16 protein-coding genes are annotated in these 14,557 nt (G+C 61.9%); 1 reads left to right on the forward strand and 15 read right to left on the reverse strand.

All coding sequences use genetic code 11. The annotated features are described in order from the left end of the window. Nucleotide 1 precedes the first annotated feature (1 nt). From Q8O29_RS10425 to Q8O29_RS10440, 4 genes are all read right to left on the reverse strand, one after another. Nucleotides 2–1,549 (reverse strand): ABC transporter substrate-binding protein, encoded by a 1,548-nt coding sequence (locus Q8O29_RS10425; protein WP_305562487.1) that lies wholly within the window; start codon nucleotides 1,547–1,549, stop codon nucleotides 2–4. A gap of 91 nt (nucleotides 1,550–1,640) precedes the next feature. Next, complete coding sequence (locus Q8O29_RS10430) at nucleotides 1,641–2,732, reverse strand: ABC transporter ATP-binding protein (protein WP_305562489.1); 1,092 nt, start codon at nucleotides 2,730–2,732, stop codon at nucleotides 1,641–1,643. Beyond that, entirely contained in the window at nucleotides 2,729–3,733 is a 1,005-nt protein-coding gene (locus Q8O29_RS10435) for an ABC transporter ATP-binding protein (protein ID WP_305562491.1), read from the reverse strand. The genes Q8O29_RS10430 and Q8O29_RS10435 overlap by 4 nt, the downstream gene beginning before the upstream one ends. Next, the gene (locus Q8O29_RS10440) at nucleotides 3,730–4,455 is read right to left on the reverse strand and encodes a DUF1028 domain-containing protein (protein WP_305562493.1); all 726 of its coding nucleotides are present in this window, start codon (nucleotides 4,453–4,455) and stop codon (nucleotides 3,730–3,732) included. Before Q8O29_RS10440 ends, Q8O29_RS10435 begins: the two co-directional genes overlap by 4 nt. 397 nt (nucleotides 4,456–4,852) lie before the next feature. Here Q8O29_RS10440 and Q8O29_RS10445 point away from each other — a divergent pair, with 397 nt between their 5' ends. Beyond that, nucleotides 4,853–5,077, forward strand: a complete 225-nt coding sequence (locus tag Q8O29_RS10445) for a hypothetical protein (RefSeq protein WP_305562567.1) — start codon at nucleotides 4,853–4,855, stop codon at nucleotides 5,075–5,077. Nucleotides 5,078–5,155: 78 nt separating this feature from the next. Here the strand turns inward: Q8O29_RS10445 and Q8O29_RS10450 are convergent, their stop codons facing one another. The 11 genes from Q8O29_RS10450 to Q8O29_RS10500 form a co-directional block, all read right to left on the reverse strand. Continuing rightward, a complete protein-coding gene (locus Q8O29_RS10450) occupies nucleotides 5,156–5,401 on the reverse strand; it encodes a hypothetical protein (RefSeq protein ID WP_305562495.1) in 246 nt (81 codons plus the stop codon). A gap of 1 nt (nucleotide 5,402) precedes the next feature. Continuing rightward, the gene (locus Q8O29_RS10455) at nucleotides 5,403–6,848 is read right to left on the reverse strand and encodes a bifunctional UDP-sugar hydrolase/5'-nucleotidase (protein ID WP_305562497.1); all 1,446 of its coding nucleotides are present in this window, start codon (nucleotides 6,846–6,848) and stop codon (nucleotides 5,403–5,405) included. A 51-nt stretch (nucleotides 6,849–6,899) separates the two neighbouring features. After that, the gene (locus Q8O29_RS10460; protein ID WP_305562499.1) at nucleotides 6,900–7,661 is read right to left on the reverse strand and encodes an MBL fold metallo-hydrolase; all 762 of its coding nucleotides are present in this window, start codon (nucleotides 7,659–7,661) and stop codon (nucleotides 6,900–6,902) included. Next, complete coding sequence (locus Q8O29_RS10465) at nucleotides 7,658–8,752, reverse strand: c-type cytochrome (protein ID WP_305562501.1); 1,095 nt, start codon at nucleotides 8,750–8,752, stop codon at nucleotides 7,658–7,660. Before Q8O29_RS10465 ends, Q8O29_RS10460 begins: the two co-directional genes overlap by 4 nt. Then, the gene (locus Q8O29_RS10470; protein WP_305562503.1) at nucleotides 8,752–9,381 is read right to left on the reverse strand and encodes a c-type cytochrome; all 630 of its coding nucleotides are present in this window, start codon (nucleotides 9,379–9,381) and stop codon (nucleotides 8,752–8,754) included. Before Q8O29_RS10470 ends, Q8O29_RS10465 begins: the two co-directional genes overlap by 1 nt. 35 nt (nucleotides 9,382–9,416) lie before the next feature. Continuing rightward, entirely contained in the window at nucleotides 9,417–9,719 is a 303-nt protein-coding gene (locus Q8O29_RS10475) for a hypothetical protein (RefSeq protein WP_305562505.1), read from the reverse strand. Between the two features lie 12 nt (nucleotides 9,720–9,731). Then, on the reverse strand, nucleotides 9,732–11,243 hold the full coding sequence (locus tag Q8O29_RS10480) for a multicopper oxidase family protein (RefSeq protein ID WP_305562507.1): 1,512 nt from the start codon (nucleotides 11,241–11,243) through the stop codon (nucleotides 9,732–9,734). Beyond that, the gene (locus tag Q8O29_RS10485; protein ID WP_371134203.1) at nucleotides 11,233–11,937 is read right to left on the reverse strand and encodes a substrate-binding domain-containing protein; all 705 of its coding nucleotides are present in this window, start codon (nucleotides 11,935–11,937) and stop codon (nucleotides 11,233–11,235) included. The genes Q8O29_RS10480 and Q8O29_RS10485 overlap by 11 nt, the downstream gene beginning before the upstream one ends. Nucleotides 11,938–12,262: 325 nt before the next feature. Beyond that, on the reverse strand, nucleotides 12,263–12,757 hold the full coding sequence (locus Q8O29_RS10490) for a hypothetical protein (protein WP_305562509.1): 495 nt from the start codon (nucleotides 12,755–12,757) through the stop codon (nucleotides 12,263–12,265). Between the two features lie 187 nt (nucleotides 12,758–12,944). Continuing rightward, on the reverse strand, nucleotides 12,945–13,712 hold the full coding sequence (dsbG, locus tag Q8O29_RS10495) for a thiol:disulfide interchange protein DsbG (protein ID WP_305562511.1): 768 nt from the start codon (nucleotides 13,710–13,712) through the stop codon (nucleotides 12,945–12,947). Between the two features lie 34 nt (nucleotides 13,713–13,746). Further along, nucleotides 13,747–14,556, reverse strand: a complete 810-nt coding sequence (locus Q8O29_RS10500; protein WP_305562513.1) for a TlpA disulfide reductase family protein — start codon at nucleotides 14,554–14,556, stop codon at nucleotides 13,747–13,749. Nucleotide 14,557 lies beyond the last annotated feature (1 nt).

Consider the following 14,557-nt stretch of genomic DNA (forward strand, 5'->3'; position numbering starts at 1 on the left):
GTTACTTGAACTGCAGTCCTTGCACGCGTATCAGGCCGTCAGGTATGGTGCGCACGCCCGTCAACTTCTTGTTGTATGCCCACAACCAGTTGCGATGGAACAGATAGATGATCGGGCGATCCTTGCCAACCTGCGCGGAGACTTGCTCGAACAACTTGGCGCGTTCGGTCAGATCACGCGTGCTGCGCGAGCGGTTCAGAAAATCGTCGACTTCCGGCTTGCAATAGCCCGCATAATTGAGCGGCTGCTTGCAACCGTGGAAGCTGAACAGATTCCCGTCCGGATCAGCGCGACCGCTCCACGCCAGCATGTACGCGTCAAACTGACCTTTGTCCGCCAGACTGAGCGAAGTCGCAAATTCGGTCGACTGAATCTTGACGTCGAAACCGGCCTCTTTGGCCATCGCTTGCACCACCTGCGCCATGCGCTGGGCGTCGGAGGTGGTCGGCGTCATCAGCGTGAAAGTCGGATTGGTGACCCCGGCCTCCTTTAACAGCGCCTTGGCGCGCGCGATATTACGCTTGGGGATCGGATTGTTTTTCGCATAGAACGCATTGCTTGGTGGTACCCACTGATTGCCGGCGACGGCTTCTCCGTCCATGGCCACCTGCACAATACCGGCCCGGTCCAGCGACAGCTCGAACGCTTCCCTCACGCGCGCATCGCGGCCCAGCGGATTTTTCTGGGCCTGGTCGCTTTTGCCGGTATTGATGGTGATGCCCTGGTAACCCAGTTCGACGATACGCGCGACCTGGAAGCGGCTGTCCGTTTTGATCTGGGCAATATCGGATGGTGCCACGCGCTCGATGAAATCGAGTTGCCCCGAACGCAGGTTGGCCAGCCGTACAGTCGCGTCGACGATGGGCTGAAAAACGACTTTGTCGAAATGAACTTCGGACTTGTTCCAGTAGTTCTGGTAGCGCTCCAGCACGATGCGGTCCTGCGCGACGCGCTCGGTGAACTTGAAGGGGCCCGAGCACACGGGTTTGCTGCCGAAACCCGTTGGATTTTCTTGCGCCGCCTTGGGCGACACCATCATGCCCGCGCGATCAGCAAGAACTGCCAGCAGCGGGGAGAACGGTGCCGACAGATTCAGGCGAACGGTCTGGTCGTCCAGCACGTCGACGCCAGAGACAGGCAGCAGCTCGCCGCGGCGGTTGGAGCCGGCCAGGTTTTTATGGCGCTCAATATTGAATTTGACAGCGGCAGCATCGAATTTTTCACCATCGTGAAAGGTCACGCCCTTGCGCAGCTTCAGGATCAGGGCCTTGTTGTCGGGCGCCCAGATATAAGAGGTGGCTAGCTGCGGCACGATGTTGAGCTTTTCGTCGATCTCCAGCAGCTTGTCGCACAGCGATGAAAACACAATGCGACCGACAAAGGTGCGCGCCATGGTCGGATCGAGTACATCGGGATCTTCGGCCAGGCCGATGCGCAAGGTTTGAGCCTGTGCGCCAGCCATGAAAAATCCTGCGGTGATCGCAAGGGCGGCGCCCCATCGCAGGCCGAAGCGGCCGATTGGCGACGCGGTTGGTGTAGATGTCTGCATGTCGTGGAGTCTCCTGGGTTGGTGCTTACTGAAGTCGGACGGGTTGCTGCTGGACGCTCTTTTTGGGAGCCACTCGGGATGATTCAATGGCTCAAATACATGCGGTGGCCTCCGTTTTTTTCAGCTGAAACGCCGCCTGCAGCTTTTGCAGCCGCACATTGGGTGGCGGAAGGCTGGTCTCGGGCAGCGTACCGGCGGTTGCCGCAATTTCCTTCCAGAAATGGCATGCGGTGCTGTGCCCGTCTTCTGCCGTTAAGGCCGGAACCTCTTCGGCGCAGCGCGCACGCGCATGCGGACAGCGGGTGCGGAAACGACAACCGGATGGGGGATTGATCGGATTCGGAACATCACCCTGCAGCAGAACACGGTGGCGCTGCAGCCCGGGTTCGGGGAGCGGAATCGCCGAAAGCAGGGCCTGAGTGTAAGGATGGCGTGGCTGCGCAAACAGGTTTTTCTTGTCTGTGTACTCAACAATCTGGCCGAGGTACATCACAGCCACATGCGACGAAATATGTTTCACGACCGCCAGATCGTGCGCAATGAATATGTAAGACAAACCCAGCCGCCGTTGCAGATCCTGCAGCAGGTTCACCACTTGAGCCTGGATCGACACGTCCAACGCCGACACCGGCTCGTCACAGACGATCAGTCGCGGCTCAACCGCCAGCGCGCGCGCGATGCCGATACGCTGCCTTTGTCCGCCAGAAAATTCGTGCGGATAACGCTGCAGGTATTGAGGTGCGAGTCCGACCAGGTCGAGCAGTTCGGCTGCACGTTCTCGGTGCCTGCCGCGCGCCAAACCGTGCAGCGCGAGCGGCTCCGTCAGGGTCTGCTCCACCGTCATGCGCGGATTAAGTGAAGAGTAGGGATCCTGGAAAATCATCTGCACATCGCGTCGCCGCATGCGCATTTCTGCCGGACTCAGGCTCGTCATGTCTTCGCCGTCGAACCAGACCTTGCCTGATGTGGCCTCCAGCAGTCGCAGTGCGAGCCGTCCCACCGTGGATTTACCGCAGCCGGATTCACCTACCAGCGCCATGGTTTCTCCAGCAGCCAGCTCGAAGTTAATGCCGTCTACCGCATGCACCACCGCCGTGTCACGGCGAAACAGGCTTTTCTGGATCGGAAAGTGCTTGACCAGGTTTTCAATGCGCAACAGCGGCGTGGATATTGAGGAATTCAAGCGGCCAGCTCCACGACGGGGTCAAGTTGGGTTTCCAGCGGCGCTTTCCAGCAGGCCGCTTCGTGGCCATTACCCAGATCAATCAGCGGTGGCTGGACGACGCGGCACTGCGCATCCGCGAACGGGCAGCGCGGTGCAAAGCGGCATCCCTGGACCACGCTCATTGGCGTGGGAACCTGCCCTTCAATCGCGGCCAGCCGGTCCTGCTCCAGGTGCAGTTTGGGAATTGAGCCGAGCAGGCCGATGGTGTAAGGATGCTGCGGTTCGGCAAACAGGCGAGCCACGCTCGCACGCTCGACAATGCGGCCTGAATACATCACCACGACATCGTCCGCCAGCTCGGCGATCACGCCCAGGTCGTGCGTGATCAGGATGGTCGCAGTGCCGGTTTCCTCGCGCAGCGTGCGCATCAGTTCCAGCACCTGCGCCTGGATGGTCACGTCGAGCGCGGTGGTCGGCTCGTCAGCGATCAGCAGGCTGGGCTCGCAGGAAAGCGCCATGGCGATCATCACGCGCTGCCGCATGCCGCCAGAAAGCTTGTGCGGGTATTCGTCAATGCGCCGTTCCGGCGACGGGATGCGCACCCGACGCAGCATTTCAATGGCGTGTTCGCGCGCTTCGGCGTAACCAAGATCACGGTGGCAGCGTATTCCTTCGATCAACTGGTCACCGATCGTGAAGGCGGGATTGAGTGAAGTCATCGGCTCCTGGAAAATCATCGCGATCCGATTGCCGCGCAGGGCGCGCATGGCAGGCACGGGCAACTGCGCAAGATCGACACCATCAAAGTTGATGGATCCAGCCGCGATTCGTCCCTGGCCCTTCGGCAGCAAACCCATGATGGACAGGGACGTGACGCTTTTGCCGCAGCCGGATTCGCCGACAATGCCCAGCGTGCGTCCGGCCTCCACCGAAAAACTGATGCCGTCGACCGCCGTGAATTCACCCCCGTCAACCTTGAACCGTGTTATCAGGTTCCGGACCTCGAGCAATGCACTCATGCGGGTGTCCCGCAGGTCTGGCGAGCGGCGTGAAAGCGTGCGATTTCCGCTTCGATCAAGCTGCGGTCAATCATGCCGCTCGGACTCTCGCGGCTGGGCAGGCAGGCGACGAAGGGCTGAAAGCGCTCCAGGCTGACCTCGTACAGGCGGCGAAGTTCGACAAGGGGTTCTGCGTGATCGTCGACCCGCAAATCGAGCGCCGGATAATCCTGGTCGCTGTAGATGAGTAGCGCGGCCCCCTGCTTGCCGCGCTTGTCGCCACCGGCCGCTTCACCGGCAGCCATGGCGCGGATCAGCCTTTCAGCAAAAGGAAGCGCGGCATGTGCCGCATAGCTGTCGGCGGTGGCCTCAATGACCTGCGGGCCGGCCAGCATGTTTCCGGCGACAGAGAAGTCCTCACGCAGCGTATGCCCGCACCAGTCAATGCATTCCGCGCCACTGTGCGCGGCGCCACGGCCCTTGGCGTCGATCATGTGAAATTGCCGATGCGCACTGCCGGCGTCCGTTGCCAGCAGCGCCAGCAATAACTCGGCCGGCTCCCGCTGTTGCGCCATCCCTTCAAGAGCAGGCGCGGCAAGCAGCGGGTTTACCAATGCCTGGGTGGCGAGCGCGCCGACACCGCCAAGCGCATGCGGACACAAGGCGCCAACAGCAAAGAACCTGCTTGCAATGGCAACGCCGAATGCGCCGGAGACATCCCGTGCAACGATGGACCAAGTCATGGACTTCCCCCAAAGGGCGATACGCAATGTGCTGCGGCGGTTGGCAGTGCGACAACAACCGATGCGAGAATTTCGAATTCCATTAAAACATAACCTGCCGTCATTCATGTTGAACGCGTTGCTGAACAGCCTATTGCCAAGCAAAAAATGGGCCAGTGTTGGGTTTATGTGCCGTAAGCAACGCCCATCAAGGCGCTGTCTCATGCAACCGCCGTTTACACAAAATTCGGGACACCCTCATCGGGCTGCTCCCCCGCAAGCCTGGATCTGCTTGCGATGTCGTGCACGTGATGAACTGCAGCCGATGCCCACCACCCAAGTCGTCCCTGAATGACCCCGCGTCTTATTCGCCGCCGAGCGCATCTTGCTCCCCTGGCAATGGACTGCGATCGCCATCATGGGCTTCGGCTTCGTGGTCGAACGCCTCGACCTCAGCGACCAGCCACTGCACGCATCGCAGCGCGGCTTCTCGCCATGGCCCGGCGTGGGCCTGCTGCTGATCGGCGTCGGTGTCGCCGTGGTTTCCCCGCCACGGTTCTGTCGCATCAGGCGCGGCCTGGGCGGGCAGGAGACCCACGCGGCCACTGGAGCGGTTTCGGCGTGTGGCCCAACTTCCTGCTGACCATGGTGGCGGTCGCGTTAGCAGCGAATTTCATCTGGGCAGCGTGACGGCTCCAGCCGGACTCGATGACATAACCTATCACCGGCCGGTAGGGCAATAGACGTTCTTGGGCTCTTCGCCGCGCAGGTACTCCAGCTCTTCTTCTTCGGTGGCCTTGCGCACCTCCACGAGCCATGCGCGCTTGCCGTACAGGTCATGTAAAGTGGCGCTCATGTGCGCTTGCACGTCGTCGTTTGGGCCAAAGGCTTTAAACCAGCGGCGCGCCTTGCCCTCGTAGCGGAAGTCCACAACCCAGATCGTTGAGGTCTTGAAGAACTCGGCCATGTCAGATCGCCACCACGCTGCCGCGCCGGCTCCCCCTGACCTGGCTGGTGCGCGCGAACAGCCCTTGTAAGGCATCGACCGCTCGCATGTCGATCTTCTGCCGGTTACTGCCGTACTTTTTCGGTACGCCTTGCTCGCCCAGCATCGCCGCGCGGTAGATGCGGCCGCCCTTGATCGGCTTGCCGTCGACGAGCAGGTCCTCGATCCGGTGACCTTTCGGATTCTCCATCTTGAAGTATAGGTTCAGGCCGCGGCAGCGCTTGACGAATCCGCCCATTTGACAGTACGCATCGGCCGAGTAGGTGCGTTCGAGATTGGCTTCCAGCATGGCGCGCAACTCCTCGCCGGTGAGCTCGACGGTCGACACCTGCGGGTCGGTCGGAACGATGTTCCACAACTGTCCCAGCGTCACTTCGCCGGGCAGGATCGGCGCCCCGTAGCGCCATCCGTTGGAGAAGGCCAGGCGCGTTCCGGCGGCGCCGGCGATCGCGTCGAGCAGCACGTTGTCCATCGACGCTTCGAGTGACGTGGCACGGTCGAGCGGGCTGCGAACCTGGCCGACGACTTGGTCGAGGAAGTCCCGGTGCGGTGCCATCGTGTCGCGAACCATCGCGTCGATGTCGGCGTCCGCTGCGATCGAGTCGTCGGTGCAGATAAGCTCGTGCTGAACATCGATGACCTTGCCGTCGCTCACCGTCAGGTCGAGCCGTCCGACGAACGAGCCGTGGCAACCCGACTGGATGATCGGTGTGGAGCCGATCCACACCGGGCGGTACAGCCGGTTGTGGGTGTGGCCGCTGATCAGCACGTCAATGCCCGCGACTTCGGCCGCGAGCTTGGCGTCCTGGGCAAAGCCGAGGTGCGACAGCACGACGATCAGGTCGACACGGTCCTCGGTGCGCAGCCGCTCGATGTGGGCCGGCAGTTCGGTGTTGCCCAGGGTGAAGCGCACGCCGGTCGAATAGCTCGGCGGCATGCTTTTGTCAATGATGTTGGAGGCGATGCCGACGATGCCGATGCGCACCCCGCCCCGCTCGACGATGCGGCTGGGCGCAAACACCAGGCGGTCGCTGTCGACCTCGAAACAATTGATCGCGAGCACCGGATAGGCTAGGCTCGACGCGAGCTTGCGGAACTGCGCCGGCCCGTAGGCGAATTCCCAGTGCGCCGTCATGGCGTCGAATTCGAGCGCGTTCATCAGCGGAACCATGGCCTCGCCCTGGGAGTTCACCGCGACGAAGGTGCCGTGGAAGGTGTCGCCGTTGTCCAGCGCCAGCACGGCGCCGGGGCGTTGCGCCCGCACCTGCTTGAACACGCTGGCGATTCGCGCCAGACCGCCGCAGGTCTGGTACCTGGACCCGCCGCGCGCGCGAAACACCTCGGGGTGGGGTTCGAGGTAGCCGTGCAGGTCATTGATCTGCAAGATGGTGAGTTTACGTTCGGACATAGGGTGCCTTTCTGGGCGGAATCAACATCAGCGGAGGCCTGCGCGTTGGACTCAGCCTTGCGGACTCTCGGCCATGTGCTCACAGTATTCGCGCATCTGCTCGGGCAGGTCTTGCGGGCACACGCCGCAGTGACGATTTCCGGGCACCGCATAGTCGATGAACTTCGGATACGGCAGGTTGAGCCCGGACATAATGGTCTTGAACTCTTCCAGCGTTCGCCCGTGTCCAAGGCGCGGATTGCGGCTTTTCTCCTGGCCGATCGAAGAGACGCGACGGTTCTGGTAGTCATGCGCCGGATAGACCAGCACCTCATCGGACAACGCAAAAAGCTTTTCGGTCACGCTCTTGTAGAGCGCCGTCGCGTCGCCGTTCTGGAAGTCGGTACGACCGCAGCCGTCGATTAGCAAGGCGTCGCCGCTGAAGACCCGATCGCTGCCATTGTCTATGCATCGGTAAGCGAAGTGGCCTTCGGTGTGGCCGGGCGTATGCAGCGGGTCCACCTGGATGCCACCGAGTTGCAGCGGCGTGCCTTCCTCGATGCCCACATCGACGCATGGCAGCCGGTCGATCGCAGGAGCGGCGATCCGGCTGCCGACGCGCTGCTTCAGATGCAGCGCGGCGGTGATGTGATCGGCGTGGATGTGCGTGTCGAGCGTCAGCGCCAGCGTCAGCCGCAGGGACTGCAAGACCTGCAAGTCGCGGTCAATGGCGTTGACGACCGGGTCGATCAACATCGCCTGCCCGGTCGTCTCGCAGCCCAGCAGGTAGGTGTAGGTGCTCGATACCGGTTCGAAGAGTTGCCTGAAGATCATGGGCGGCTTTCCTTTGACGGCTTGAACGGCTTGAACGGCTTCGGCGCGCCGCTGGCGCCGAGCACTTTGCCCGCCACCTCGCGACCGTACATCGAATCATCGGTGGCGTGGAAATCGTTGCGTGTGCCTTGCACGCTGCCGGTGTAGCGCGGGTCTTGCGGCCGCTCGTGACTATTCATGTACAGCGCCACGTCCCAGGCCTGCTGTTCGCTCAGCGTACCAGGCAGCCCGAGCGGCATGTTTGCCTTGATGAAGGCCGCGGCGTTGCTGATGCGGCCCATGCCGGCGCCCCAGTTGAATGAGTCCGACCCCCAGAGCGCCGGGAATACCGCAGTGCCGTCCTGCGTGCGCTGGCCTGCACCGTCGGCGGCGTGGCACAGCACGCAGTTCTGAGCGTAGACCTTCTCGCCGCGGGCGAAGTCGGCCCTTTGCGCCGGCAGCGCAAGCGTCGGGTAACCGCGGCCGGCGATTTTCGGGTTGAGAGGTGCACCGGTCGCAAGCCAGTACGCGTAGCTCTCCAGCGCCACCAGCTCCGGCGCGCCGAGCGGCGGCGCCCGGCCGTTCATGCTGTACTCGAAGCAGCCTTGCAGGCGCTGCTGGAACGTGGTGACGCTCTTGGTCTTGCTGCGGTATGCGGGGTAGCTGACGAACGCGGCCCACAGCGGTGATGAGTCCGCCAGCCGCCCGGCGTCGAGGTGGCAACTGACGCAGCGCAGGCTGTTGCCGACATACGCGGGCGCGGCACGGGGCGTGTCGATGAAGATCTCGCGGCCACGGCGAATCACGTCACCAAACTCGCCGGCCGGCAGGTCGGCCTCCGACGGCGGCCGAAACGCCACGCCTGCGCCGGCCGCAGCAGCCGGCGCAGTGAGCTCGGCACGCGGCGGGTCGCCTGCCAAGTCATTCGGCGGTCTCGGCGCCGACGCTGCCGACACCACTGGGTCTGGCGGAGCACTCCTCAGCGCGGCCATCTTTCGTTCGGTGTGGGCCTGCATGCCAAAGTAGTCAAAAACACCTCCCGCATAGAGGCCGACGATGATCGCCAGCGTTGCCAGCGCGCCGCCGGTATAGATATTTTGCCGAGCATTCATCACCGAGCGCCCCGTACAGGTAGCGAGGCGTAGTGGTCGGCAACTGCGCGCACCTCGGCGTCAGACAGCTTCTTGGCGACCGCGGCCATCAGACCCAACGGGCCGGGTGGTCGCGCGCCCGTTTTCCATGCCATCAATTGGTTTGCAAGGTAAGTTGCGCCCTGCCCGGTCAGGGCCGGGAAATCCGAACCCACGCCCCGACCGCCAGGGCCATGACATTGCTCGCACGACGGCAGCTTGTCGGCCCAGCGGCCACGGATAGCCAGGGTAGCGCCGACCCTGGCAGACGCTGGCGCTACCGCGGGGGCCGACGCAGGTGCTGCTGGCAGGACCGCAGCCGGTACAGCTTGCACGGGCAACGCTGCGTAATACGCCGACACCTCGGCGCGGTCGACAACCGCCAAGGCCTTGGCGATCGGCATCATCACGGAGCTGACGCGTGTGCCGGCCACGAAGGCATCTAGCTGCCGCTGCATGTAGGATGCGCCCAGACCCGCCAGGCGTGGAAAGCCGCCCTGCGGGACCCCTTCGCCTGCCGCCCCGTGACAGGTCTGGCAGGCCGGGGCAGCCCCGGCGCCCGCCTTGGCGATCGCCGCGCCGTCGGCATGACTGTTTGCGCTCAACGCCATGCCCAAGGCAAGTCCGAATCCACACCAAACTGCGATCACGATTCGGACTCCTTCGGAAACTTGTCACCATCCTCGGTGCGTGAGTGTCCGGCCAACGGGCGCTGAGAGGCCTCGTGTCGCCGAAGGCATCGCCGCGTGAAGCCGAAGCACGTTGTCGGCGCCGACCCGGTCGCGCAACTGCCGCGGCGCAGTCGCCGGCAACCGTAGCCGCCAACCTCGCCGGCGCGCGAGAAAGATTCTGCGTGCATGCCCAGAGCAAGGAGCCGCTTCCGCAGGATGTTGAGGTTGAACAGGATGCCGGTAAGAAACGCCAGCGGAAAGACGTACAGAGGTGTCATGGTGGCCGCCGATCAATCAGTCACGAACTGGCCCATCATGCCGCCGTCCTCGTGTTCAAGGATGTGGCAGTGGTACATGAACGGCGCTTCACGAGCCGGCTGCGTGAAGCGCACGAGCAGTTCGACCGGTTCTTTCACCAACACCGTGTCTCTCAAGCCTTGATCGCGAATAGCCGGTGGGCCACCGCCTCGTCGAAGCACTTCGAAGTGCACTCCGTGCACATGAAAGGGATGCGACATCATCTGAGCCGAAACTTCCCAGATCTCGACATCACCAAGGCGAACCCGTTCATCGATCCGCCCCATCTCGAACGCCCGGCCATTGATCGAAAGACCACCGCCACCACCCATGCCACCCATGCCCATGTCCAGTGTGAAGCGGCGACGTTTGATGGCCCGCGATACGTCCACACGCTCATGCTTTGCAAGCTGCAGAGCAATCGGCTTGCGTGCCGCCTCGGCAACGGCCGCCAAGCCAGGCTCGAACATCAGGACAGGCGCCGGGCCGCCGGCGAACGAGTCGCTGCCGCCCCCTGGCGGCCCCATCATTCCTCCCATCGACGCGTTTGCGTCCGGCGCCGTCACCAGCGTGGTCTTTCGACCGTCGGAGAAGTCCACCAAAACTTCGGCCCGTTGCCCAGGCGCCAGGCTTACCGATCGCAACTGCACCGGGGCGTCCAACAATCCGCCCTCGGTAGCGATCCAATGGAACGCCCGGTCGTCGTCGAACGACAGTTCGTAGATGCGCGCGTTGGAGCCGTTCACCAAGCGCAGCCGGACCAGCCGCGCGGGCACGCGGGCCACCGCATGCGGGGTTCCGTTGACCATTAGCGTGTCGCCGCGGCGCCCTTGCATCGCGGTCATCATCCCAGGCGGCAGGACCATGCGCCCGTCGTCGAACTCACGATCCTGAAGGACGAGCGGCAGATCATCGACACCGTACTCGTCAGGAAGCCCCAGATCGCGCTGTGAATCGTCGGCGATGAGCAGCACACCGGCGAGTCCTGAATAGACCTGCGCGGCCGTTTGGCCGTGGACATGCGGGTGGTAGAACAGTGTCGCGGCTGGTTGGCGCACGGCTAGCACGGGGCGCCAGGTTTCCCCCGGGCGAATGAGCTGATGCGGGCCCCCGTCCACCTCGGCGGGGATAAGCAGGCCGTGCCAATGAACGCTGGTGTCGCTTGCAAGCGCATTGGTGACCGATATTTGCACATCGTCGCCACGGTACAGCCGCAGTGTCGGGCCGAGGTAGCTGCCGTTGTACCCCTGCGTTGGACTCTCGCGGCCCGCAAAGAATTGGGTTCGAGCGGCTCGCGCGGTCAATGAAACTGATTGACCACTGCTGCGCGAGTCCAGTAGAGGGGGAATCTGCAAAGGCTGCGGGTTAAGGGAATCGGCGCGCCAAAGCCTGCTCGTCGCGTAGAGGCCCCCGCCGCCAATCACGGCGGCGGCGCCCAGAAAAAGCGAGCGGCGCTTAACCTTCATGGTGCCTCGCGGCTTTGCGTCGGTGGAGTCATCGCGCATCCCAGCCCCACTTGGCGAAGATCTTCTGTCCGTTCGGCGATTTAAGGAACTCGACGAACGCGGCGGCCTTTGGCTCGGTCTTGCCTTTGCGCGTCAGCACCATGCCGGCATCGCGGTAGATGCGAAACGGCTCGTCCATCGGCACGAGCTGCGCCAGGTCGGGGTTGGCCACCTGCCAGGCGTTCCAGATCAGCCAGGCGTCGATGTCCTTTTGCTGCGTCCATTGCGTCTTGGCTGCGGCACTGTTAGTGGCCTCCGGAAACACCATGTTCTTGCGAAACGCACGAACCATGGCGATGTCACCAGTGCGCCCCGCCACGTCTTCCCACAACCCGGTTTGTCCGGCACCGGCCACTGTCAACACCTTGACGCCCGGCACGAGCAAATCGCGAAAGCCGCGGATGCGCTTGGGGTTGCCGGGCCGCACCAGGATCGCTACCGGCCGCAGGTGCAATGGGTACGCGTCTTTGAGGTCAAACGCGCCGGGCAATGCTTTGGCAAAGTCGCTCATCATGTTTTCAGCGCCACTGAACACGACGTCGGCGTCCTGCTTGGCCTTCTCGACCCACTCGGGGGTCGGCCCGGCGACCACATTCACCGTGATTTTTTGGTCGACCCCAAAGGTCTCAGCGGCCTCTTTCATCGCGGGCGCCGGGCCACCGGGGCCATACACGTTGATCACGTCTGTCGCCAAACTGGCGCTGCAGCACCTCCGGCCAAAACCAGCGCCAATGCCGTTGCGAATGCCGAAAGAAGTTGGGAAGGTTTGATCATTATCCGCCTGAAGAAAGTCGTTTTGAAAAGTCGATAAACCAAGCGGACCGCAACTCCAGCGAAAGGTTGGGCATGGCTGCTTGAGGCTGGCCCGCGCTGGGGGACTTGGACGTAGGACAGTGCCGCATCCGCTCGACCGAATAAAGCGGTGTCTTGCACTCTGCCCAAATACGCGGATCACTCTGGTGTCGACCTGCTACGCAATATTTATTGACCAGCCTTGGAGGATTGCGACTAAGCCTGGACTATTTCGAAAAAGAACAAACAAAACGTTTTGATGTGAGTGCGATGGAAATGCCAAAGACGATGTGAATAATCAAACTCGGGTACACCACAGAGAAACCAAGTGCCCAGGGTGTTCTATCTCCGAAACTCAACGGAAGAACGAGAGAATTGAGGACGACATAGTAGACAACGCCGTAAATTGCGCCAACAGACCATGCAGGAAGTCGGTTTTTTGACAGTACAAGCAGGATGAGCAAGGGGGCCGCTGATAGCCAGCCGATGACGAAATGTTCGATGAACATCAATAGGCGAAATGTCAGTTCGGGAAGGTTGGTGAAAAATACCTCGAGTAGTTTTTTCCCATAGTGCCCAACGCGAAGCCCAAGAAGTTGGAACAGAAATCCAAAGGGAATCATCGCGATTGATGCAATGGTTCCTGATCGAACCGACTCTTTGGCAAGCCCTTTGAGCAAGCTCTTTTGATTGAACGCGCTTGTTATCGATTGCATAGTCATTTGCGATTCCATGTGAAGTATGCCTGCGCTCTATTGAATAAATCGTTCCGAAAACTGCTGCCGAAATGACTACATGGTTCCAGGTTCCCGGCAGATGCTTCCTTGCACGGGTGCCTTTGGCAGAGATCCTAGGCGCTCAATTCTGACCGGTCGTGAGTCAGGGAGTTTTCCGACCCTCCGAGCAGGCTCAGCGCGGCCCAAGGATGCGACTCAGCATCTCCGCCGATGGTGCACCTTGCACATTTTGCAGATTGCCGTCGGTGTCTTTGTAAAGGGTCGTCGGTGTGGCAGAAAATCCCAGTTGCTGCATCAACGTCTGGTTGGCGTCGAGTTGCGCGCGGACTTTAGGCGAAATCTGAGTCAGGGGCTTCACACCACCGCTGCGATGTTGTTGTCCATGCTGAGTCAGCGCGGCCTGCGGGTCCTGCGCGGACAGGAGAGCCGCCGCTTTCCCCGGGCTGGTTGGCCCGAGAATGGCCACCATGACATGCCTCACCTGAACCTTGCCGGCCGTGACCCACGGTCTGGCATCGTTCCAGAATTTGTTGCAATAGGGGCAGTTGGGGTCGGTAAATGTGTAAATGACACGGGGGGCATTCTTGACACCATCGGCAATCCAGGTACTCCCCTCAAGCTGTTTCCAGATTTTCGCGGTCATGGGTTTGCTCACCAGCCTGTTCAACGGCTCATGGCTCAGGTTTATCCCTTTCGCATCGAACATGGAGCCGACAATCGCCTGCTTGCCATCGGCGGTCAGATAGATTGCCAGCGGCTGTTGCTCCAGTATGCTGGCATAGCCGGTCAGCCCGCCCGGGGCTTCAAAAGTCTCAACCACCTCAACGCCTTTGGCTTCGAGCGCCTTGATCGGTGCGGGCCATTCCTTGGCCTGTGCGCCCATAGCCATGCCGAGCAAACCCAGAAAAATTGCAAATTGAACATACGTTTTTTTGGTCATGGGAAATTTATTCCTTGGTTGAGAGATGGGTGCACTAGCGCAATTGGTCTAATTTGCTGGCCAGTGAGGCGGCCGATAGTTCTCCCAGATGGGTGTCGACCAAACGTCCACTGGCATCGTAGAAAAGCGTGGTTGGCAGTCCCGTCGAGCCGACTGCGCGGCCAAGCTCGGCATTCGCGTCAAGCAGCACGTTGGCAAGACCCAGCTCCCCGGCGCGCAGGTAGCGTTGAGCGGTCGCCGCGTCTTCGCCCTGGTTCGCGAACGCAAAAGTCACCTTTGTTTCCTGCTTCTGCGCTGCAGCGAGGACTGGCATTTCGCGGCGGCAAGGAGGACACCAACTGGCCCATAGATTGACCACCATGGGCTTGCCCTTGGCGACCGTAGCGAGATCAGACGGCTCGCCTGCCAGCGTTGTCAACACCACGGTGGGCAGGGTCGGCGTTTGGGTGCTGTCGAAGGTTCCGGATGCAGCGGACATCGCTGCCCAGGCAATCGCCCCTGCGGTCAACCCCAAGGCCAGCGGTTTGCGCAGTGCCGCGCGGTGCCAGCCGCGCCAGATTGCCACCAGCGCGGCCGCTGCCAGTCCAACCCAGGGTATAAAGCCCCCGTCGCGAATGTCCAGGACGGACCATGGCGCGTTACGGTACAGGTCAAACCATATCGCTACGAAAGCAATGCGTGCAACCAGCAGTGCGGTCCACGCCATGTCGCTCAAAACGTTGACAATGCCCGCTTGCTGACGCCGTCCGGCCAAGTGGCCGACCCCGGCTGCAATCAGCATGGACGCCAGCACAAGCAAATGACTGACTTGTACGGAGAAGGGTCCCAGATTGACGTTCAGCATG

The organism is Polaromonas sp. (genome assembly GCF_030689685.1).
Lineage (GTDB): Bacteria > Pseudomonadota > Gammaproteobacteria > Burkholderiales > Burkholderiaceae_C > Polaromonas.

Bases quoted from the DNA above. Each gene is read 5' to 3' on its own strand.
- Q8O29_RS10425 (WP_305562487.1), bottom strand. From the start codon at position 1,549: ATGCAGACATCTACACCAACCGCGTCGCCAATCGGCCGCTTCGGCCTG.
- Q8O29_RS10435 (WP_305562491.1), bottom strand. From the start codon at position 3,733: ATGAGTGCATTGCTCGAGGTCCGGAACCTGATAACACGGTTCAAGGTT.
- Q8O29_RS10440 (WP_305562493.1), bottom strand. From the start codon at position 4,455: ATGACTTGGTCCATCGTTGCACGGGATGTCTCCGGCGCATTCGGCGTT.
- Q8O29_RS10445 (WP_305562567.1), top strand. From the start codon at position 4,853: ATGGGCTTCGGCTTCGTGGTCGAACGCCTCGACCTCAGCGACCAGCCA.
- Q8O29_RS10450 (WP_305562495.1), bottom strand. From the start codon at position 5,401: ATGGCCGAGTTCTTCAAGACCTCAACGATCTGGGTTGTGGACTTCCGC.
- Q8O29_RS10455 (WP_305562497.1), bottom strand. From the start codon at position 6,848: ATGTCCGAACGTAAACTCACCATCTTGCAGATCAATGACCTGCACGGC.
- Q8O29_RS10460 (WP_305562499.1), bottom strand. From the start codon at position 7,661: ATGATCTTCAGGCAACTCTTCGAACCGGTATCGAGCACCTACACCTAC.
- Q8O29_RS10465 (WP_305562501.1), bottom strand. From the start codon at position 8,752: ATGAATGCTCGGCAAAATATCTATACCGGCGGCGCGCTGGCAACGCTG.
- Q8O29_RS10470 (WP_305562503.1), bottom strand. From the start codon at position 9,381: ATGGCGTTGAGCGCAAACAGTCATGCCGACGGCGCGGCGATCGCCAAG.
- Q8O29_RS10475 (WP_305562505.1), bottom strand. From the start codon at position 9,719: ATGACACCTCTGTACGTCTTTCCGCTGGCGTTTCTTACCGGCATCCTG.
- Q8O29_RS10480 (WP_305562507.1), bottom strand. From the start codon at position 11,243: ATGCGCGATGACTCCACCGACGCAAAGCCGCGAGGCACCATGAAGGTT.
- Q8O29_RS10490 (WP_305562509.1), bottom strand. From the start codon at position 12,757: ATGACTATGCAATCGATAACAAGCGCGTTCAATCAAAAGAGCTTGCTC.
- dsbG (WP_305562511.1), bottom strand. From the start codon at position 13,712: ATGACCAAAAAAACGTATGTTCAATTTGCAATTTTTCTGGGTTTGCTC.
- Q8O29_RS10500 (WP_305562513.1), bottom strand. From the start codon at position 14,556: ATGCTGAACGTCAATCTGGGACCCTTCTCCGTACAAGTCAGTCATTTG.